General features: G+C 48.9%; 18 protein-coding genes. 1 reads left to right on the top strand and 17 read right to left on the bottom strand.

Annotated elements, in window-relative coordinates:
* Positions 1-7: 7 nt before the first annotated feature.
* The 15 genes from CSR04_RS03145 to tssA form a co-directional block, all read right to left on the bottom strand.
* The gene (locus CSR04_RS03145) at positions 8-469 is read right to left on the bottom strand and encodes a DUF6484 domain-containing protein (RefSeq protein WP_102794756.1); all 462 of its coding nucleotides are present in this window, start codon (positions 467-469) and stop codon (positions 8-10) included.
* A gap of 55 nt (positions 470-524) precedes the next feature.
* Positions 525-2,669 carry a type VI secretion system Vgr family protein gene (locus tag CSR04_RS03140; RefSeq protein WP_102794755.1) on the bottom strand — a complete coding sequence of 715 codons (2,145 nt, stop codon included), beginning with the start codon at positions 2,667-2,669 and terminating at the stop codon, positions 525-527.
* A gap of 118 nt (positions 2,670-2,787) precedes the next feature.
* Positions 2,788-4,161: a lipase family protein gene (locus tag CSR04_RS03135; RefSeq protein ID WP_102794754.1), complete on the bottom strand. Its 1,374-nt coding sequence runs from the start codon at positions 4,159-4,161 to the stop codon at positions 2,788-2,790.
* A gap of 2 nt (positions 4,162-4,163) precedes the next feature.
* Entirely contained in the window at positions 4,164-4,652 is a 489-nt protein-coding gene (locus CSR04_RS03130) for a DUF4198 domain-containing protein (RefSeq protein WP_146027091.1), read from the bottom strand.
* A gap of 298 nt (positions 4,653-4,950) precedes the next feature.
* Complete coding sequence (locus CSR04_RS03125; protein ID WP_146027090.1) at positions 4,951-5,367, bottom strand: DUF6795 domain-containing protein; 417 nt, start codon at positions 5,365-5,367, stop codon at positions 4,951-4,953.
* A gap of 62 nt (positions 5,368-5,429) precedes the next feature.
* On the bottom strand, positions 5,430-5,834 hold the full coding sequence (locus tag CSR04_RS03120; protein ID WP_102794751.1) for a DUF6795 domain-containing protein: 405 nt from the start codon (positions 5,832-5,834) through the stop codon (positions 5,430-5,432).
* Between the two features lie 196 nt (positions 5,835-6,030).
* Complete coding sequence (gene tssH / locus CSR04_RS03115) at positions 6,031-8,733, bottom strand: type VI secretion system ATPase TssH (protein WP_102794750.1); 2,703 nt, start codon at positions 8,731-8,733, stop codon at positions 6,031-6,033.
* A gap of 21 nt (positions 8,734-8,754) precedes the next feature.
* Entirely contained in the window at positions 8,755-9,774 is a 1,020-nt protein-coding gene (gene tssG / locus CSR04_RS03110; RefSeq protein ID WP_102794749.1) for a type VI secretion system baseplate subunit TssG, read from the bottom strand.
* Entirely contained in the window at positions 9,738-11,609 is a 1,872-nt protein-coding gene (gene tssF / locus CSR04_RS03105; RefSeq protein ID WP_102794748.1) for a type VI secretion system baseplate subunit TssF, read from the bottom strand. Before tssF ends, tssG begins: the two co-directional genes overlap by 37 nt.
* 1 nt (position 11,610) lies before the next feature.
* The gene (gene tssE, locus CSR04_RS03100; protein WP_102794747.1) at positions 11,611-12,141 is read right to left on the bottom strand and encodes a type VI secretion system baseplate subunit TssE; all 531 of its coding nucleotides are present in this window, start codon (positions 12,139-12,141) and stop codon (positions 11,611-11,613) included.
* Positions 12,142-12,169: 28 nt separating this feature from the next.
* Positions 12,170-12,961, bottom strand: a complete 792-nt coding sequence (locus CSR04_RS03095) for a type VI secretion system accessory protein TagJ (protein ID WP_102794746.1) — start codon at positions 12,959-12,961, stop codon at positions 12,170-12,172.
* A 68-nt stretch (positions 12,962-13,029) separates the two neighbouring features.
* Positions 13,030-13,512 (bottom strand): Hcp family type VI secretion system effector, encoded by a 483-nt coding sequence (locus CSR04_RS03090; protein WP_102794745.1) that lies wholly within the window; start codon positions 13,510-13,512, stop codon positions 13,030-13,032.
* 71 nt (positions 13,513-13,583) lie between these two features.
* The gene (tssC, locus tag CSR04_RS03085) at positions 13,584-15,077 is read right to left on the bottom strand and encodes a type VI secretion system contractile sheath large subunit (RefSeq protein ID WP_102794744.1); all 1,494 of its coding nucleotides are present in this window, start codon (positions 15,075-15,077) and stop codon (positions 13,584-13,586) included.
* Between the two features lie 32 nt (positions 15,078-15,109).
* On the bottom strand, positions 15,110-15,613 hold the full coding sequence (gene tssB / locus CSR04_RS03080; RefSeq protein ID WP_102794743.1) for a type VI secretion system contractile sheath small subunit: 504 nt from the start codon (positions 15,611-15,613) through the stop codon (positions 15,110-15,112).
* 35 nt (positions 15,614-15,648) lie between these two features.
* The gene (gene tssA / locus CSR04_RS03075) at positions 15,649-16,704 is read right to left on the bottom strand and encodes a type VI secretion system protein TssA (protein WP_102794742.1); all 1,056 of its coding nucleotides are present in this window, start codon (positions 16,702-16,704) and stop codon (positions 15,649-15,651) included.
* A gap of 354 nt (positions 16,705-17,058) precedes the next feature.
* Here tssA and CSR04_RS03070 point away from each other — a divergent pair, with 354 nt between their 5' ends.
* Entirely contained in the window at positions 17,059-17,343 is a 285-nt protein-coding gene (locus CSR04_RS03070; RefSeq protein WP_102794741.1) for a hypothetical protein, read from the top strand.
* Positions 17,344-17,350: 7 nt separating this feature from the next.
* Here CSR04_RS03070 and tagF read toward each other — a convergent pair whose 3' ends face one another.
* On the bottom strand, positions 17,351-18,034 hold the full coding sequence (gene tagF / locus CSR04_RS03065) for a type VI secretion system-associated protein TagF (protein WP_102794740.1): 684 nt from the start codon (positions 18,032-18,034) through the stop codon (positions 17,351-17,353).
* Between the two features lie 9 nt (positions 18,035-18,043).
* Positions 18,044-21,613, bottom strand: coding sequence for a type VI secretion system membrane subunit TssM (gene tssM / locus CSR04_RS03060; RefSeq protein WP_102794739.1), 3,570 nt, complete (start codon positions 21,611-21,613; stop codon positions 18,044-18,046).
* Position 21,614: the final 1 nt, after the last annotated feature.

The raw sequence follows: 21,614 nt of genomic DNA, 5'->3' as shown, positions 1-21,614 counted from the left end.
ACCCTGCTTAGTTCAGTTGGATGGCGCCACCCTTGATTCTGTTGGCTCCGCTTGAACGACTGAGGATATAAGCCCCTCTGATTAAAATCTTGCCAGCTTTGGTCAGAGTAATGCTGGCTTTGCCGCATTTGAGCTCAATCTGCTGGTCGGCGTGCAGGCAGAGCGTGTCGCCGTCCATTTTTACGCTCAGGGTCTGGTTTTCTGTTTTTTGTTTGCGAGTAGGCTGGGGGGAGACAATGCGGCCAATGATTAGCGGCTTTTTTGCATCGCCGTTTTCAAATAACAGAGCCACATGGCAGCCAATATCGTCAGTTTCCAGTTGCACCGTGCTCTTTGCTTCCAGGCCTTGCTGGTGTGGATTGCCCGCAAAAACCACCAATGGATGGCCTTGAGCACTAAAGCCTACCAAGGCGCCCACGGTAACGTCCGTAGGCCGTTTATTTTGTATTTTGTCTGCTTGTTCCAACATCGTCGACTCCTACATCTCTTTGTTTCATCCTGGCCCTGAGACTGCGTTTGGCCGTTTAGTTTTGCAGAATTTTCTTACCTTTAAGCACTAAATCTTTACTGGCTTTAACGTCGATGGCACCGCTGCCTTTTATACTGATATCCTTGCCGGATATACTAATGGTGCCGTCCTTTTTCATGGAAATACTGGCTTTGCCACATTTGATGATGACGGCATCACCCACATCTATCACTAAGTTTTTGCCGACTTTAAGACTGTCGTCATCGCCTACATCCACCGAGCGGTTTTTACCGACACTCACTAACTGATTCAGCCCTACATCGGTATTCTGTGCCGCACCTATTTCTACTGCCTGAGCGCCGCCAATCACGATTTCCTGAGCTGCACCTATGGCAATGGCTTCATTAATTGCCACAGTATGAGTGCGCGACTGACCAATACTGACCGACTCGTTACCGCCCACATCGCGGCTGCGGTTAGCGCCGATGCTGATGGTTTCATTGCTGGCTACGGTTTCGGTGCGGTTATTGCCAATACTGATGGTTTCATCGTTGCCGACGCTCTCGGTACGGTTATTACCCACCGAAATGGTTTCGTCATTGCCAATGGTATCGCTGCGGTCGTGGCCAATATCGATGGTTTCATCCACGCCAACGGTTTCGGTTTTATTGTTTTTAACCAGGATGTTTTCGTCTTTTTCCGCCTGGATATACAGCTCTTCATTGCCCTTTTTATCTTCCATGCGGATTTCATTGAAGTTACTGGCGCTGCCGCCGGGGGAACTGCGGGTTTTAATACCGGACTGGGTTTTATTGGCCGGCAGGCTGTAAGGCGGCATATTGTCGGCGTTGTACACACTGCCAACTATAAGAGGTTTATCCGGATCGCCTTCCAGGAACTCCACTATCACTTCATGGCCAATACGCGGAATAATCTGTGCTCCCCAGGCTTTACCCGACCAGGTTTGCGCCACCCTGATCCAGCAGGAACTGTTTTCATCTGTCTGGCCGTATCTGTCCCAGAAAAACTGAACTTTAACGCGGCCGTATTTATCCGGGTAGATTTCTTCACCTGCTGGGCCTACCACCACCGCAGTTTGCGGTCCTTGTACCACGGGGCGGGCCGTGGTGCGGGCCGGTCTGAACGGCGTTTTACTGGCAATGGCGGTAAAGTTGCATTGAAAGGGTTGTTCGCCACCGCCGCCCGAGCCATAAGGGTTGGCATTCAGTTCATACTGACAATGGGTTATCAGGTACTCCTGGTTTCTGTCGTCCCTGGGGTGTTCACTCAGGGTAAACAAGCCTCCACAGGTCATTGTTCGTGCATCGGTTTCGCCGCGATGCACTTCAAAGTCGGCCTGCATTTCTTCAATACGGGTCAGGGTATAGTTATCACCATCGGCCGATTCGGTGTACTCACCAGGATAATCAAAGTACTCAGCATCGGCATGGGCATGGGAGCGCTGAATAATGCGATTGGCCGACAGATCACTTTTGGGTTTTTTAAAGTCGTAGTCGGTGCTGGCATAGCAGCCGGTTTGCACTTCACAGCTACTGGTCCAGTTAGCGATACTGCTGTCTTCCTTGCGCTGAAACAGGCCTGCCAGGTGATAGGCAATAGTGGAATTTCCAGCCAGTGGACTATGGGCATTGGCCGCATCGGCCAGAATCAGTTTATGTTTGTCCTGTTCATGGCTGAAATAAAAATAGATACCCTCATGCTCCATCAGGCGCATGGCAAACAATAAATCCGATTCCCGGTACTGCACACAGTATTCCCAGGTGCGATAACTGCGGGACAGCTTTAATTCGTAGTCGGTAAAGCCGTTGTCGGCGAACACCTGCTTAAGAATGTCCGGTACGGTCATTTCCTGAAAGATACGGCAATCTGCGGTACGGTTTAAGAACCATAGCCAGGGGTGAATTTCTGCACTGTATTGGGCATAGCCTTCGGTGGCTCTACCCTGTTGGGAAAAGCGCGTAATAAAACCGTTAAAGTACCGGTATTGCTGGTTTTCCAGCTCTACTTTAATGGTGGCTTGCTGGCCTATCAGATCGATGGCTTTAATATCCTCTTTTTTTGCATAGAGGGTTACATCGTATCTGAATAATCTGCCAAGGTTTTCCTCGCCACTCATGGATACCAGCAACAGCTCATCACCCAAAGGGGTGGTTATGGATACCTGTCTTTTCCCTGCCACGAGATCGTCTCCTGATTACGGTTTGTCCCGTTACGTCAAACCCGCTTAAATTGAATAAGTGTAGTTAGCCTCTGAATAACTTTCCTGTTTGCCATTTTGCCCAGTCATAACTTGTTTTCTAAATTGCCAGTGGTCCACGCCTTGGTCCCCCCAATCTGTTGTTAGGCCCCGGAATTCGGTAGCCGTTTTGTCTGGGGCTGGCACCTTTACGTAAGGCCTGAGCCTGATCCTTTTGCCAGTTGGGCTGGGCTTTAAAGATTGGCATTTGCCATTGAGCCTGGCTGGCTTGCAGGGCCTGAGTGGCCATACGCATAATGGTACTGGCCAGTCTGCCCAATAAATACCGAATAAAAATAACCGTCAGGCTTTGACCGCCTATCATTGGTTCCCCCAAAAATGCCAGTATCCCTTTCAACAGGTTTCTCACCCATCTGGACATCTCCAGCGCTGCCGCTGCTCCTTTATACAAAAGCCAGGCTAAAGTGTCTAATGGGGTAGTGTAGGAAGGCAATTGGCTGCTGACTCCAAGTTTGTGGATATGTTTAAGAATCAAGTGCAAACCCAAAGTAATCATACTCAGCAGCGGCGCAGAGAACATGACGAAACCCACTCCAGCATGAATCAGACCATCCAGCCAGTTCATCACTTTTCTTTCTGAAATACTGCCTTTGATATTTCCCCAATCAGCATTTCTAATTGTTGCAATGTAGTTGTTCATATAATGAGCGGGAACGGATACCAGCCCATTAATCCAATTCAAACGGTAGCCATCAAAAAAATCAGAAGAATGCACATGCAAAAAGGGGAACATTGGTACCATACTGACGACATCGGCATCGTGATAAACCCGGTAAATATTCTGTTTACCAATCAGCTTATCCACCTCCTGATTAAAAGAGGTAAAGCCGACTCTGGGGGCACCAAAAGTATAAAGTTTAATCTGGCATTTGCCGCTGCTATCCCGCTTGGCAATATGATAAGCGGTCAGGGTGGCCAGAGCGCCGCCCAGGCTATGGCCAACCAGATGAATCTTACTGGGTGAATGCCAGTCTAAATAGCGGTCAATATGATGTTCAAAGGAGCGAAAGGTCTGCACGAAGCCGCGATGGGTCATATGACCGTTAAAGTTTGTTGGTAGGGTTTTTAGGTCAGTTGCAATATCTGCTCGTGAGCTGGTTCCTTTTATTGCAATCAAGGATTCGCCTAAACGATTTTCTTCCAAGCTATTGCTCATCCCAGAAGCTATGCATCCGAAGCAGGAGCTTTCTCCAGAAAAAATTCCTGTTCTAGCTCTAAAAATGTCTATAGGGGTGAATCCATATTTCTCAAAGCCAATCTTAGCTGCTTTTCTATCTTTTAAAGGAAGCCCCTTAAAAAAATTATTGTTGGTTGGGTTTAAATATCTTGAGTTAGGACTGGCTTCTACCAATTCTGAAAATTGGTAGATGTTTTGAGAAATATTAGATGATGATGTTGGGTTTAATGGAGTCATCCTTAAATATCCTTGGTTATCCTACATATTCCTATGTAAGTCTTATGGTTTCCAGGGATTTCGTACTCTTCTTCTTCCCATGATAAGTCACATTTAAGCTTTATTGGTGAAACCCCAGTTTCTCCAGATTCACTATAGTCCCCTTTGTAGTGTCTCCATCCTAAATACTCTTTGTTATTGTAGTTAAATACTATGTATTGAATTAAAACAGGTTCGTGAGGAAAAATAGAGAAGGTGAATGAATTGCTGAAAGATGCATCAAATCTGAATCTTCCATCTGAATCTGTAACAGATTGATACTCTCTTGTCTCTTCTGTGTTTCCCCATCTATAGCTTTTTACCACCTTGACTCCTTCCACCGGTGTCCCATTAAATAATACAACTCCCTCAACCTCGGAGAACATACATTTTGAAAACAGACCCATGGCATTAACTCCTGTAGAGAAAACTGAAAATAAAATAATGAGCGAAATAGGAAGGTTTCTGTTCATCCAACAGTACCCCCGCTAATGCTTTCCTGGTTTCGCGTGGTGAAGCCGCCTAGTCTATAGCAGACTAGATCAATTCTGCTGGGGGAATGCCAGTCTGGATATCGATCTGACCGATGTTCGAAGGAGCGGAATGTTTGGAGTACAACTTTCCTATCTTCACGTGGCAGATCCTTTATAAATCCAGAGTAATGGGGCCTCTGGAATTTACTCTTGCCAACAAGTTCTGTAACTCTGTAGATGCTACTGGCTAGATCAGAAGAAACTGGTGGAGATAATATATTCATAAAATTTCCTTATATCATTCCAAAACCCTGCAAATTCCAAGATATCTCCTAAGAGGGTTATCATCATTATGAAACTGTTCCTCCCACATTAAATCACAAATAAGTTTGATAGGAGATTTTCCTGTTTCTGCACCTATATCATAACTCCCCTTCTCATATCTCCATCCTAAATAGCTTTTTTGATTGTGCTCGATGTAGATGTACTGGGTTATAAGTGGCTCATGTGGAAATAGACTAGTAAATACAGAAGAACTGTAAGATGCATCAAATTCGAAACTTCCATTTATATCGGTTTTAGTCTCAGTCTCCTTAGTTTCTTTTTTATTCCCCCAACTGTACTTCTTTTTTATTATTGCGTCACTCGAAGGTCTTCCATCAATAGTTACAACTCCTTCAACCGGAGAGAATAAACACTGTTTTAAAAATTCCATAGCTGATACTTCTCCCGAATTATAGAGTAATGTTATCGAAAAAACTGTTGCTACTATGCGGATTAAGAAGCTAGCTTGCATATTCCATAAAATCCATTGCTTTCTTGTTCTTTAAATTCCGAATTTAATTCACACTCAATCCTAATTGGAGATTTTCCAACCTCATCTCCTGTACCGTAAGTGCTCTTTATATTTCTCCATGCAGTGTATTCTTGACCACTATAATTAATGGTTATTTTTTGTGAAATAACTGGTTGTATTGGAAAAACTAATGATAGTACTGATTGACTTTTCCACTCTTTAAAGTGAAAAGTGCCATGTGAATCAGTAATAACAGTTTTACTCTTTTTCTCATCTTTTACAGACCAATCATAGCTACTGGTAACCTCGGCACCTTCCACTGGCTTACCATTTAGTAGTACAACACCTTCAACTTCAGTAAACATTGATTTTGAAAATAAACCCATGGAGTTGACTCCTTTAGAAAAAAATGACAATAGGATCACTAGTGGAATAAGCGTATTTCTTTTCACTTTACAAGCTTCCCTATTCCGCAGTAAATTTCTCCATACTTATTTTCACCTTGATATTTATTTTTTTATTCCCAAATCCACTTCCATCTTTATTGGGGCTATCCCTGTCTCCTTTCTTTTGTCATAGCTGCTATATCTCATACTTGAAATCCCCATCTTCCACTTTAAGATGGACTTTTTCTGCGGCTTTTCCTGCCAGCATATTATTTAAAAATACTTCGGAAATAGTGGGCAGGATGCTGTTGGTTAGTATCGCATCTACCATACGGCCGCCGCTTTCCAGCTCGGTACAGCGCTTACCAATTAGCTTCACTACGTCATCGTCATAGGTAAATGGAATTTCGTAATTCTGGCGGATACGTTTCTCTATACGGCCTAGCTGCAGGCGGATAATGGCGGCGATCATGTCATCGTTCAGAGGGTAGTAGGGAATGACCACCAATCTGCCAAGTAAGGCCGGGGGGAACACTTTGAGTAGTGGTTCTCGCAATGCGCTGGCGATGCCATCTGGTTCAGGCATCAGTTCCGGGTCGGCGCAAAGGCTGCTGATTAGCTCTGTACCGGCATTAGTGGTCAGCAGTATCAGGGTATTTTTAAAATCGATTACCCTGCCTTCACCGTCTTCCATCCAGCCTTTGTCAAATACCTGGAAGAAGATCTCATGCACATCGGGATGGGCCTTTTCCACTTCGTCCAGCAATACCACACTGTAAGGTTTGCGTCTGACAGCTTCGGTCAGCACTCCGCCCTCACCATAACCTACATAACCCGGAGGTGCGCCTTTGAGGCTGGATACGGTATGGGCTTCCTGATATTCGCTCATATTGATGGTAATCACATTGTGTTCACCACCATACAGGGCTTCTGCCAGGGCCAGAGCGGTTTCGGTTTTCCCCACCCCAGAGGTACCGGCCAGCATAAACACCCCTATGGGTTTGTTGGGATTGTCCAGTTTGGCGCGGGATGTCTGGATGCGCCTGGCAATCATTTCCAGGGCATGGCGCTGACCAATAATCCGCTGTTCGAGGGTGTCGGCCAGCTTCAGAATGGTGGTAATTTCATCCTTCACCATCCGGCCAACCGGGATCCCTGTCCAGTCCTGTACCACTGCCGCTACGGCCTGTTCATCTACTGTGGGTAGAATCAAAGGCGATTCCCCCTGCATTTGGACCAACTCGTTTTGCAGGGCTTTAAGGTCTTGCAAAAGAGTGCTGACGTCTTCCGGCTCTTTTGCAACAGACGGGTCGGTATTATCTTCATTCACCTGCGATGTGGTATCGACTTCGCCTCTGGCCTGGCGAATTCTGGCCCTCAGAGCCAGAATCTGCTCAACCAGTTGCTTCTCTTCCTGCCATTTTTGTTCCAGCTCATCCAGTAGGGCCTGTTCAGCGGTCAGGGTTTCGGTAACTTTATTGCAGCGGTTTTGATGTTCACCGCCCATGGCCGTTTCACGTTGTAGAATCTCCAGCTCTACCTGCAGGGCGTCAATACGGCGGCGGGTATCTTCTACCTGTGCCGGTACCGCATGCTGGCTGATAGCGACCCGTGCACAGGCCGTATCCAGCAAACTAACGGATTTGTCTGGCAGTTGGCGGGCCGGAATATAGCGATGTGACAGCTTGACGGCCGCCTCTATGGCTTCATCCAGCAGTTGAACTTTGTGGTGCTGTTCGAGTTTACTGGCCACCCCACGCATCATCAGAATGGCTTTGCTTTCGTCCGGCTCGGGCACCTGCACAACCTGGAAACGACGGGTTAGGGCCGGGTCTTTTTCAATATGCTTCTTGTATTCCGCCCAGGTGGTGGCAGCAATAGTGCGCAGGGTCCCCCTGGCCAGTGCAGGTTTCAGCAGGTTGGCTGCGTCTCCGGTCCCGGCTGCACCTCCAGCCCCCACCAGCGTATGGGCTTCGTCAATAAACAGGATAATGGGCTTTTCAGACGACTGAACTTCTTCAATCACTTGCTTAAGACGTTCCTCGAACTCACCTTTCATACTGGCGCCAGCCTGCAACAGGCCTACATCCAGCACTCTGAGTTCCACGTCTTTGAGCGGCGGTGGCACATCACCAGCGGCAATGCGCTGGGCAAAGCCTTCCACCACAGCGGTTTTACCCACCCCAGCCTCGCCGGTCAGAATGGGGTTGTTTTGCCGGCGCCGCATCAGAATATCCACAATCTGCCGAATTTCCTCGTCGCGCCCGACTATGGGGTCCATATCACCAGAGGCCGCCTGCGCGGTCAGATCGACGGTAAAACGTTGCAGAGCTTCTTTCTTGCCCATTTGCGCCGGTGCCATCGCACCGCTGGCTTCCCCTGGTGCTGCCGATGAAAATCCGTCTGTGGCCGTTAACCCTGTTTCTGGTGAACCCTGAACTATGCCAGCAAAACGACTGGTCAGGCTCTCGCTGTCTATTTTGGCAAACTCGCCGCTGATAGCCCTGAGGTTATTCATCAGCGAACGGGTTTTTACCAGGCCAACCATTAAATAACCGGTACGGATCTGTGCTTCATTAAACATCAGGCTGCCGTAAACCCAGGCTCTTTCTACGGCTTCTTCCAGATGGGCAGACAAATCGGTAATCGAGGTGGAGCCTCTGGGTAAAGCATCCAAAGCTTCGGTGATATCTTTGGCCAGGGTGGCTGGATTGAGCTCAAAGTATTTGATAATCCGGTGCAGATCGGAGTCCTGCAGTTGCAGTATTTGCTGCAGCCAATGCACCAGTTCAACATAGGGATTACCGCGCATTTTGCAAAATACCGTGGCGCCTTCTATGGCTTTATAGGACAGCTTGTTCAGCTTACCAAACAGGGTGGTGCGACTGATTTCGGACATTGGTTTATCTCCCGTATAATTTTACGCCTGGCCTTCTAAGGTCAGGTCCTGCAAATCCCCTGCGGGCAAGCCTTTAAACATCCAACTTGTCCAGCCCAGTGTTGTGCTCTGCCCCAGGCAGGCCGCTTCGGCCTGATGGCGCGCCAGAATTAATCTCACATCCCAGTCCAGCTCATGGTTCAGATAATGCCGGACGAGATCCTTCAGCCTTTGCAAACTCTGCCCACCCGGCAGGAAGGCTTGATATTGGGTCAGGCTCATCGGGCCGATGATTAAGCGGAACTTGCCCTGACATTGCCAGACTCTGCTGCCAAGATTGCTGGTCAGGCCCAACTGGTTGGCCTGAGGGTTTGCACCAAGACATAGCTGATCTTCACGATCAATGGGTAGCCATTGACCAACGAATTGTTGCAACTGCACCGGCAACTGAAAGTAGAGGGTCAGAATGGCGCATAACCCTTCTGCATTTCTGTTACGCTGCGCGAATCTGGCGGCCAGATGCAGCTTGGCAAAATCAGGAATGCTGTCGCGTCCGCGGCTTTCAACAAGGCCCAGCCCCATCAGACTGCCGATACGCATCACAAACCGGTCAGTTTTGGGGCGGTCCAGGTTCACCGTGGGCTGGGCATCGGCCCAACTGCGATAGAAGAAGGTCAGAAAGCGGTGATGGAATACATCGGTAAAACGGGCCAGACTGTGATCGGCGTGGTTGCGTTGACGATCCCGTACATACTCGGTTAAATGCAGTGGTAGAGGGCCGTTTGGCCCGTACAGACCAAAGAAGTACACATCCAGTTTGGGTTTTTGCCCGGCTGACAGACTAAATTCGGCTAAAGTGGAAGGAGCGAAGGTCATGGATGGAGTTTGGCCAAATCGTATCACGTCATCCTTTGGCCTGGCCGTGCGGCCAAGTTGTTCAGTGCCTGGCAGTACCCGCTCAATTCTGCGCACGGCAGAGTAGAAACCAAAACGGAATGGTTCCTCTTGCATCTGCCGGTACAGACTCAGAGGATCTGGCGCTGCCCTGCTCTTATCGGCCATCTGGCGATCTCCCCGCGTTCCTGGGTTTTTACCAGGGTTTGAGTAAATGAATTGATAGAGGTATACAAGGCAAAGAAGCGTTCCAGCACCGCCCCGAGCAAAAAGCAGTTTGAACCGGCAAAAGCGCTCTCATCAAAGGTCAGAGTAATTTCCAGTCCTTTGATAAAGGCAATGGGACCTGCCCCCGGATTGCGTCTGGTAACCGCTTTGCAACTGATAGTACTTAGCCCATCAATTTGCTTGCTGATGACCGGGTCCTGCTGATCACCATAAAGCTTGAGGATGCTGCGTAAGGTCGCTGCCCCCTGTGCTTCGTCGGCAAGAGACAAGTAGTTAAGCGACAATTGGTTTATCAGGCGCCATGCCGATTCACCCTGTTCATGAGCCAGTGAAGGCTTCGGCTTACTTGGGCCTTTTATACAACGTATGCAAGCCACCGGTGCACTGACTTCCAGGGTAAAATCTGTTATGCCTTTACCAACCGGCATATGGATGGGTAAGTCGCGGTTAGTACACAGAGTATGTACTTCCAGTTGTTTGAAATCCAACTGGAAAGCTTTCTCCCGATTATCCACCAGTGAAACATAGGTTTCGCTGCCTATATAATTGGAGCGCGGGCCATGCCGACGCTGATGTGTGGATAACAAACGACGCTCCAGGCGCGAGGTATAAAAAGCACAGTGTTGCGGATAATCGGTGAGGTCATAACAAGCGTAAAAGGGTAAAAATTCTTTTTGATCGTCAGTCTGGTCGCCGTAACCCTGTACCTTATTGATTTGAAACACTTCAAAGTCCAGTGGCCTGGTTCTGTCAATCACCAGGTGGTATTCCTCGTCTCTGGTGTTGAGGTGAATGCGATCGGAGCGTTTCGGGAACAGGTTTATAACCGGAGTGCAAAACAGTGCGAAATCCTCGGCGGATAAACGCTGCTCTAACTCGCTGTCTACCCGGTCAAACAGAATTAACAACTGCAACTCGGTGGCGCGGTAAGGGGCCAGTTTCGTGGCCAGATCGCGTAGTTCAGCAAACAGCAGGCGATCGGGGAATGCGAAATACTCCCTCAACATCCGGTAACCAGAAAATCCCCTGGCATCTTCCGGAAACAGACTTTGCTCTGCATCCAGACCTGTTTGATGCAGGTGGCTGACAGGAAACACTTGTTGCCAATTCTGATCGGTTGTGGCAGGGCGCGCTACGATGGCGCAGGCATTGGCAAACAGTTGTTCGTAAAGCCGTACGGCAAGATGATTGTGACCGGCCAGAAACAGGTTGATGCAGTTAAGAAAGCCAACAGGGATGGGTTGTTCGTCGGTACTTTGCAGGGTTAAGCGCAGACCTGCCTTGGCTTTATTTTTTCCTAATGGCACATCTTTCACCAGCGCCATGTTGGTAAAATAGCTGGCTTCGCTGATGGCCACCGGCCACAGGGTAACATCATGGCAACTTCTGTATTCGCAAGCGCTCTGATCCCCTTCGCGCCGGTTAGCCTTAAACGCAGTATTGCGCGGAATTAAGCAGCCTTGTTCCAGGCTGGCTTGTGCTTCGGGGGTAATCTGCGCAATCGCAATGGAGGGGGTGGGGGCCAGGTACTGGGGGTAAACAATATTCAGCAGATTCTGGGTAAACTTAGGATATTCTGCATCGAGGCGCATATGCAGTCGGGCGGCCAGGAAGGCAAATCCCTCATACAGCCTTTCCACATAGGGATCGGCGGTTTCCACCCCATCGATACCCAATCGCCCGGCGATGCGCGGAAACTCGCGGGCATACTCTGCGCCCATTTCACGGACAAACTGCAATTCTCTTTCATAATGCCTGAGAAATAATGGATCCATATCAGCCCGCTTTTCGTTGTTGCAAAGAGACAGAACCCGTATCCAGATCCAATTCAGACTGTACGCTTAAATGTTCTGGTACCGGTTGCCCCCAGATATCACATTCGATTTCAAACCGCAGAGCATTGCGGGACATTTGATCAGTTTTTTTTACCTTTATTTTTAATGTGTTAGGTAAAATTCTTGGCTCATAGCACAAGATAATACGCTGCAGCTTCTTCTCCAGGCTGGCGGCATCTAACTGTGAGATGATGCTGCCTGTCAGCTCGGGCACACCAAAGTTAACCACTGATTTGGACACATTCGGGAAATCTGTCAGGTCCATCACTGCATCCAGGTTAACCGTATTAAGTAACCAGGCCAGATCGCGTATCACCACTTCTCTGAGTTTGCGCGCATTAATGTAGAATTTTTCTATTTGATCTGTGGACTTGGCTGATTGTCCATCAGGGGTTTGCTGCAACAACACGTCATCGGTCAGCCGATCCAGCAGCGAAGGCTGCAATTTGTGTTGTTGGTAGAGTTCCGCCATCTTCCTTGCTCCTGTCTACCAGTACTGTTTAATCGTTATTGAACTGAATGTGACGGATACTAAGGAGGGGATAGTCATCTACATCAGTAGTCAACATTCGCTGACCTGCACCGTGGTATTCACCGGCGCAAGGCAACCAATCAGTTTTGCGCGCCAACTGAATTTGCGCGTCTTCACTGTTGTGCGAACCAGCATAGCGGCTGGGTAACAGTGCGACTTCCTGGCCGCCATTTGTCCAGGTCAGATGGGCGGGTTGCCAGACCATATCGCGAAGATCTTCAGGGGCTTGAAGTTCTATGGCCTGAATTCTGCAAAATGGGATCCAGTAATAAGTCCCTTTCACCACGGCTTCCAGAAATGGCCCGATGCGGCTGTCGGCATCGGCAATCCATTGAAAATCCTGATTGTCAATTTGCCCCGGTGAGACAGGCGCTTGCTCAAATGCCTGTTGTCTGAGGCTTTGTGCCTGTTCATATTGCTGTTGTGCTGACGCTGCTAATGCCTGAATACAGAGTGCCATCCAGTTTTCCGGCTGACCAAATAACATCGGAGAGCGCCGTCCCGCGAATACCTCTTCGCGCATGGCTTCGGCAAACAATGCGGGTTTGTAGGTGTGATACATGGCAAGCGCACTGTCATCGAGGTTTTTAATCACTTCCAATTGTGATAGCGCCCGGTTCCACTGGCCACTGAGCGCCAGAAGTTGGAACAAAAAAACACGTAACTCCAGTTTTGCTGGTTGGCTTTTTATGGCCGCTTGCAGTTCTTTCAGGGCCGCAGGCAGGTCTCCTTGCTTGAGGCATTGTTCGGCATTAGACATAAAGACAAATCCGCCAGGGGTAAACAAGCCAAAACCCGGCCAGAGACCGGGCTTTGGTGCGACTACAATCAGGCCGTGGTGTTTTCTTCAATATTCCAGCCAAACTCTGGACCAGCCTGACCGGTACCATCTTTAGCCTGCTCTTGATATTCCACCTTAACCTTGGCGAAGTTCAGGCTGACATTTTCAGTCAGTCTGTCCTCTCCACCGCTGCCACCGGTGCTGACAGAGGTAACCAACACATCCGTCATTGTAATCTTGATATACTCCAACGGATTTTCCCCGGCTTTTCTCACCACTAGTGTGGCCTTGGGAATATGCTTACCATTGGCACAGTAAAGCATCAGGTTGGCTGAGGCTTTATCAAACCAATGGGTAAATGACATGTCCTGCACATTGACCTTGCCGGCACCACCGCCGCCACCAACGTGCATACTTCCTGACTGTGACATTCCCCAGCTCCATGCAAGTACGTCTATTTCCTTACTATGGGCCTTATCCTTAGACTCTCCATCGATACCTTCAATCTTGATGAACATATCAACTGCCATGACGACTCTCCTCTTGTTTCATTTCCATTCTGAGCAGTATTGCTCGTTACTTACGTCACATTTACGCGATATCAAGCACTCTTCGCAGACGGCAGGCGTGATACCAACCTTAGTGAGACCGTTAACCCTTCCAACTGGTAGTGAGGTCTCAAGAAAAACTTAGAAGTGTAATAACCCGGATTACCTTCCACTTCCTCTACTACCACTTCTGCGGCAGCAAGGGGTTTTCTGGCTTTGGTTTCTTCGGTGGAATTGGCTGGATCTCCATCCACATAATTCATAATCCATTTCTGCAGCCATTTCTGCATGGCCTCTCTTTCCTTGAATGAGCCGATCTTGTCTCTGACGATACATTTAAGATAGTGGGCAAATCTGCAACTGGCAAAAAGATAGGGCAAACGCGCCGCTAAGTTTGCGTTGGCAGTGGCATCGGGATCGTCATATTCAAAGGGCTTCTGCAAAGATTGCGCGCCGATAAATGCGGCAAAGTCGGAGTTTTTCTTATGCACTAGTGGCATAAAGCCATTTTTGGCCAGCTCAGCTTCACGACGGTCACTGATGGCGATTTCGGTGGGACATTTCATGTCCACACCACCGTCATCCGTGGGGAAGGTATGGGTAGGCAGGCCCTCTACTGCGCCGCCGGATTCTATTCCGCGAATCCGTGAGCACCAGCCGAACATTTTAAATGAGCGATTAATATTAACGCCCATGGCATAAGCGGAGTTAGCCCAAGTGTACTTATAGTGATCGGCCCCTTCGGTGTCTTCCTCAAAATCAAATTCCTCGACCGGATCGGTTTTTGAACCATAAGGTAATCTGGCCAGAACTCTAGGCATGGTCAAACCCAAGAAGCGTGAGTCATCTGATTCCCGCAATGACCGCCAGGCAGCATATTCCGGCGTCTGGAAAATTTTGGTTAAATCCCTTGGATTGCTGAGTTCCTGCCAGGAATCCATTTGCAGTAAATACGGGTCCGCTGCGGAAATAAATGGCGCATGGCAGGCCGCCGAGACTTGTGCCATTTCCCCCAGTAGTTCTACATCTTGTGGGCTATGACTGAAGTAGTAGTCGCCGATAATGCAGCCATAGGGTTCACCACCAAACTGACCATACTCCTCTTCATAGATTTTCTTGAAGATGGGGCTTTGGTCCCAAGCCGTGCCTTTGAATTTTTTCAGGGTTTTACCCAAGTCATTCTTGCTGATATTCATTACCCGAATTTTCAGCATTTCATCGGTTTCGGTGTTGTTCACTAAATGGTGCAATCCGCGCCAGGTACCTTCCAACTTCTGAAAGTCTTCATGGTGGAGAATCAGGTTAACCTGATCTGACAATTTTTGATCGATTTCAGCAATCAGAGCCTGAATCGTGCCTATAACATCCGAAGAGATAACCGCGGTGTCTTTTAACAGCTGTTCAGCCAGCGTTTGCACTGCTGTTTCTACGGCTTCTTTTGAACGTTCTGACTTAGGTTTAAATTCTTTTTGCAACAGCGACTGGAAATCATTGGCTTCAATTTTTTCTGCAACTTCTTGCTGAGCTTCGTTCTTTAGTTCAGTCATGATGACAAATACTCCATGTTCCGTTTTGCCCGTTATTCACTGGCCGGTTTTTTCTCTGCCAGCAAAGACTGCAGCAGTGCCGAATCATTCATAATTTTGCCGATCAGTTCCTCGGCGCCGGTTTTGCCGTCCATGTAGGTAATCAGATTTGACAGTTGGGTTCTTGCTTCCAACAGTTCTTTCAAGCCGTCCACCTTGCGAGCCACTGCTGCAGGTGAAAAATCGTCCATGCTGTCAAAGCTGATATCGATGCTCAGATTGCCTTCTCCGGTAAGAGTATTGGGCACCTGGAAGGCCACTCTGGGCTTAATGGCCTTGAGTCGGTCATCAAAATTGTCTACGTCTATTTCCAGTGCTTTACGGTCTGCTACAGGCGGCAAAGGCTCGTTGGGCTTGCCCGACAGATCAGCCATAACCCCCATCACAAAGGGCAACTGAATTTTCTTTTCTGCGCCGTATAGTTCGACGTCGTATTCAATTTGAACTCTTGGCGCACGGTTTCTTGCAATAAACTTCTGGCTGCTTGCCTTGGCCATTTCTTGTACTCCTTACGGTAAAGGTTTAAACATAGTCAGGAATCATCATCTAGGCCAGATTTGTCCAGACCGCCAGCATTCCTCGCCTGCTGCAGTCCGTCTGGCGCCATATCGCGAAGGATCTCTAGGAAATCCAGGGTGGCTAGTCGTTTAGCCCGTTGCAGCAGTAAAGGCACAGGGCTGGAAGGTTCATGGCGGCGAAAATATTCAATAATTCTGTCCATCTGCCTGGTGGCATCTTCCCTGCTGTTAATCTCGCCGCTGTTGTTTGGTTGCTGCACTTGCTGGATCTCCCCGGCCGTTTCCCCATTTTCTCCTGCAACTGGGGTATCAGTGTCCTGCCCCCTTCTGGCCAGATATTCATTGACAACGACTTGAGCATCATTGAGAGGAGCTAGCAATGCACTGAGATCAGGCGCCTGACTGGCGCCTAAGGTGGTGGTGAGAAAGTTGTCTATGGCTTTAACAGAATCGATGCTGCTGCTTAAATCCTCTGCTGTCTGCTTTAAGTCATCAATGGGGCAATCCATAAAAGCGGCTGATACACCGGCAAGGTCCGGTGTTTCCCCTTGTTGACCGTCATCGCTTATGATGCCTTTGGCAATTTGCACCTGACGCAGTCCGATAGGACCAAACAAACGAGACACAGTAAGAGGGGCACGATACAGCGTCGATAAGGTTGCCTCTCTGTCGCATAAGGTCAGTAAGGTATTGATACGCAGTACCGGATCATTGTCGTCATCGGGGTCGAGTTGAGGATGCAATGTCGGCCAGAATTGTTGTAGCAGGCCATCTGTAAGCGCCAGCCCTTGTCTGAAGCCAGCCAGTCCTTCGAGGTTTAATAAAGCGCGACAAAGAAATATAGCCAGGCGCAAATCCCGGCTGGTATCCAGCAGAGTCAAAGCACTCTTACGGACTGCCCGCCAGTCAGGCGGCTCCGCATCTACTTTGGCATCGCCAAGAATCTGTTCAGGTTTACCACGGGCGAGGCGTTCTAATTCGGTGAATGATTGCTCATACTCCAAATTGTCTCCGGACGGCGCTTCATCCGATATGGCAGTCAGATACTGATTTATGTTCAAGTCTGTCATATAGGTACTGGTTAAAATTCCATCTTAACTGTTGGACAGACATCAAGGCATGGGCCACAATCCCAACAATTTAACAGTGGTAAATCTGTTAAATAACAATAACCAAGTGAATCCATCCAGATTGGTCAACTGTTGAAATATTGGTCTAATAATTGGCTTTCGGCAAGGAAATGCGAGAATTTTGTTCAAATTTCCATTTTTTAGACCTTTATAACCTCGACCTATGTCGCTGGATAACGGTCAACAACCGGATGGAAAAGGCACTCAAATGCGGATTGCGAGCGTCAGGCTTTCTATATTTTCTGCTATTGGGTTAGAGTAGTTAAAACGGATAACGATTTTATGGGAGGTAATATGGGACAACCTTCAATAGTTGAGGTTGATTACCATGTGTTGGTCGGCAAGCTTAAACGGGCTGCCGATACCGGGTGCCTGATAGAAAGAACGGACAAGGAAAGATGGAAGGCCTATATTGAAGAAAATCAGATCCGGGAGACGTCCCTGGTGGCATTCGGAAAGGTTAAATTCAGTCGTGGGGCCCCCACTCCGGTCGCTATTGTGATGTCGTCAGACTGGGATGGCTGTTATGTCTATTCAGATAAAGACGAAGCGGCACTGAAGTATGTGCCGGCAACCTGAGCGTTGCTCACCAACGTCCGCTGATAAACGCACTGAATGACGCAGGTGGAGGCAGGGCTGGGTAAATTAGCAAGGCCGGCTCGATGTCCTGCGACCCCAGGGTCCACCATAAACTAATACTTGCATAATCTCTGTTTAGCCTGGTTTGTAGCTCCGCAGCCAGGCACTGGGCTACCATCTCGCTGCCATCTGGACTGTCTTGATGCCATCCCATTCGACCTTCCACTGAACTGACTGCCTTGGGTTGCTTTATGGGGGGCGGTGCCGCGAGACGGGTCATGCGCTGCTCAAAATCAGACATTGAAAACGTATCAGACAGTGCATACAGCGCTAAATCTTCCAGTTGTTCAAACCATTGGTCGGCTTGCAGCGCCAGGTTTGTTAAATCGCAATTGGGGGCGATAGGTTGCGCCAGGGTCAGCGGGAAGTGTCTGCCAACACTATCTACACTTGGCATGAGTATGCCCGCCAATCCCTGGGAGCCGAGCAGGCCCGGAGACAGTGCAAATCGCCAGATAGGGCTGACCAGGTAATGGTTTAACCATTCGCTGCCAAGCTCTGCCCGGCTATGGGCCATGGCTGACTGCAACCAATTATCCCAATTCAACATCATGTCATTTGGCAATGCTCTTCTGACAAAATCCCCTTTGCCAGGTAGCTTTCCATAGAATCCCAGTTGATCGAGCAACATCGATTTTCCTTATAAGCTGTCCAGACATCCCAGGCTGCGCAATGCCTGTTTATTGAACGGATTGATAACACTTCCAGCCTTAATTTCGTAACTGGCTTCCAGGCCTTCTGCGTTGAATGTCACCCTGAACCTGTCGCGGGTGGATGTTGCCTGGCTATTGCCCTTGTCGATCAGTCTGAACCAGGCCCAGGGGCCGTCGGTAGCAATACCTGTGCTATTCCCTGATAAGCTACGTATGGAGAACCTGGCGCGTTCCAGACCGCCGGATGGCGGCCAGACCATTTGCGTCAGGCGTGTGGGGCCATGTTGATATACCAGGCGTTGATCACCCAACTCGATAAGGCTTTGACTGGCAGACGCATCGAGTTGCAATGGAATGATCTGGAAGTTGAAATAAGGTTGGTTGGCACCGCCCATAAAGAAGGTCTGGCGAATGTCCGCGGCCTGTTCAAAATAATCCACCACGGTATCGTCCACTTCTAGTTTGGCGCCGGCATTTTCTATCAAACGCCAGGGCTTAACACTTGTATCGATAAAACCTGCAAGGTAGGTTTTAAAGAACTCGTCCAACAAACCCGAAGGGCCAAAATAGCGGCTGAAATCACTAATGTTGATGTCATCCGGGCTGTTGTGCGCAATGGGATATCGACTATCAATGGCTTGTCGGCAGAAACTTGCCACCGAAGATTGCCAGACTTTGTTGAAGCGTTGTCTGGCGTCCCGGACAAACACCATGTTGCTTTCTCTGACCAGACTGTAAAGCCATTGTCGAAGGGGTTCAGGCTGGCGATTGGCTTCCAGTTGTATCCGCCTTAATACGCCTTGCAGAGCAGAACTGGCGTCATTCGTACTCAGCCCCATTGCGGCAGAATTAATGGTGGCTTCTACTGTGCTCAAGGCGATAAACAATTCATTGAGGTTAGACAGTGTCGCTTTAATAGGAGCCTGTACTTCGTCCCTTTCCTTAAGAATTTCATGTAAACGGGCAAACTGTCTGTCCACCAATGCTGCCGGATCAGTATTCTGATTCAGACTGTCAGCTTCTGCGGCTTTGGACAACAGGGCAGATACCCTGCTGCTAATGCCGCTCAGGCGATCTGTCTTTCCTGCTGCATCGATAAGGTCTGCACTGGAAGACACCAGGGTCGTTTGTTTACCCACATGGGCAAGCAAACTGCGGATGGGCGACATCTCTGCGGACAAGTCTTTGACCTTTTGCGCCCCATCGGCAAAGGAGTTAAACCTGGCAATGTCAAGGTCGGCAAGGTAGTCCTGCCATACTCTGACATATTCCGAGAAATATAATTTACTGACATCCTGAAACAGTGCGTCTACTTCCTTTTCCGACAGATTGTCGCGGCTGTCTTCCCTCAGCACCCAGGTCTCTTTGGCGGCCTGACTGGTCAATTGCGGACCTTGTTTCAACAACACATCTTTATAACCTGACAGGGTAAAGAAGCCGGGCAGCCCTTTATTCATAGGCGCATCGCTACGAAAGCGGAAATAGTGGGCAGCGTCAGCCCCTATGCTGTCAATCATTCGCCAGTCGTTTAGCTTACTGGCCTGAGGACCGCGTTTGATTTGACCGTATACCCTCTCCGCCAGGCTTTGTTTAGCCAGGGTTTGACGCACCTGTTCCACCAACAGCCCCTGTAGCCGGACTTGAGGCAGGTCACTATCTACCAGCGCCTGCAGGTGAGCAACCAATTGTTCGCGCGGTTCACTGTTATTGACACCTGGATATTGATTGGCCCAGTCTGTGGTAATCCAGACGCCAACTTCCTCCCTGTCATAGCGCCCAGGGTTACCTATCATCAGATAGACTTTTAACGCGGCATATAACAGATCGCTCTGCTCGGCCCGATTGTTCTCGCTGAGTTGTTGTTCCAGCCGGGTCACCACCCTGGGCAGCAACACGTTGTTCAACGCCCGTCGATAGGCGTCTATGGCGATAGGACCCAGTTTATCTCCCTGATACAAGCCTAATCCCATGGACAATGGTGGGCTGATGTCCTTGTCGGCATAGCCCCCAGGGATGGTTCTAAGTAGATTCAAATACGGCAGAATAACGTTAATATCACCCTGGCTGTCCACCAGATTACCTGCCACCTGTTGGTATTGGCCCAGTTGCTCTTCCACGTCATGGATATAATCCAGATTATGTTGGTAACTCCAGAACCAACCAACAATAACCAGCAGTGTTGCTGCCAGTGCACCGAAGTAACCAGCGCGCTCCAGTTGCCCTCTGTGTTTAGACCAGAACCCGGTATGTACTACCAGTCCGGCCTCTTTAAAAATCACGTCCTGCATCAAGCGGGTTAGAAAATAACTTCGCCCGGGGCCACTGTAGGCTGGTGTTGCCTGGCGACTTAAGCCAAAAGCGCGGGAAACGGCACCGATCAATCGATCAATAGGTGTTCCTTCCTGGGTTCCGCTGGAAAAATAGACGCCCCGCAACATGGGTTTATCGTCATACACATTCGGCGCGAAAATCTCGGCAATAAAGTCGCGAAGAGAAAGTTTGAGTGACGCCATTTGTTCAGGAAAGCCATGTAAGGCAGCCCGCCGGTGCAAGTCCTGCTCTGCATCCAATCGCTCGATTAAGCCAGCTTCTAATCTGGATATAAGCTTTTCGTACTCTTTACTGAAAGTGGTTACAAACTCACTGGGGTTTTCCGAGACACTGAGAGGAAAGGTCATGCCCCAAACCTGTTCCCTGTGGGTTTTGTCTAAATTATCAAAGTAAGCAGTAAAGCCTTCCAACAGGTCGGTTTTGGTAAAAATCACATAAACCGGTACTTGTACCTTAAGACTGTCACTAAGCTCTTTAAGTCTGCGTCTCACTGCCATGGCATGCAACTGCCGGGTTTCGGCACTCTGAGCGATTAAATCCATCAGACTAAACGCCACAATCACACCGTCTAATGGCCGCCGCCGCCGATACTTTTTCAGCAGGCCGAGAAATCCTGTCCAGGCTTCTTTGTCCACTGACTGATCACTGTCCTGTGTTGTATAGCGCCCCGCGGTATCCAACAGCACGGCTTCATTGGTGAACCACCAGTCACAGTTTCGGGTCCCTCCTATTCCCTTCAACGGCTCTGAACCAAAACCTTCTTGTAATGGGAAGCGCAAACCTGAGTTCTTAAGTGCAGTGGTTTTACCGGCGCCAGGGGGGCCGATAATGACATACCAAGGGAGTTGGTAAAGATATCGTCTTCCGCTGTTTCCTCCCAGGCGCGACTTTTTCAGGGTCTGCATCGCTTCTTGAAACCTGTCTTTCAGCAATGCCACTTCACTGTTGTCAACGCTGTCCTGGCGAGCCGACGATGACATTCCCTGAATTATCTGTTGGTTGGCCTTCTTCTGTCTGACGACCTTGAGTAACTGAATGACTGCCCATACCAGCACGACCAGCGCAATAAACAGCCCTCTGGTACCGTCGTCAGCCAAAGGCATCCAGTCACCAAAGGCCAGAATCTGGCCTACATACCAGATTACCAGACATAAAATGACTAACCCCAACACAGACAATACCCATCTGTTGGTTAGCCAGGAAAACATCTTTTTCAGCCATCCCATT

Source organism: Bowmanella denitrificans, from assembly GCF_002887595.1.
In the GTDB taxonomy this organism is placed as follows: domain Bacteria; phylum Pseudomonadota; class Gammaproteobacteria; order Enterobacterales; family Alteromonadaceae; genus Bowmanella; species Bowmanella denitrificans.
Note: the sequence above shows the minus strand (reverse complement) of the source record. Positions and strands in the feature narration are given on the sequence as shown.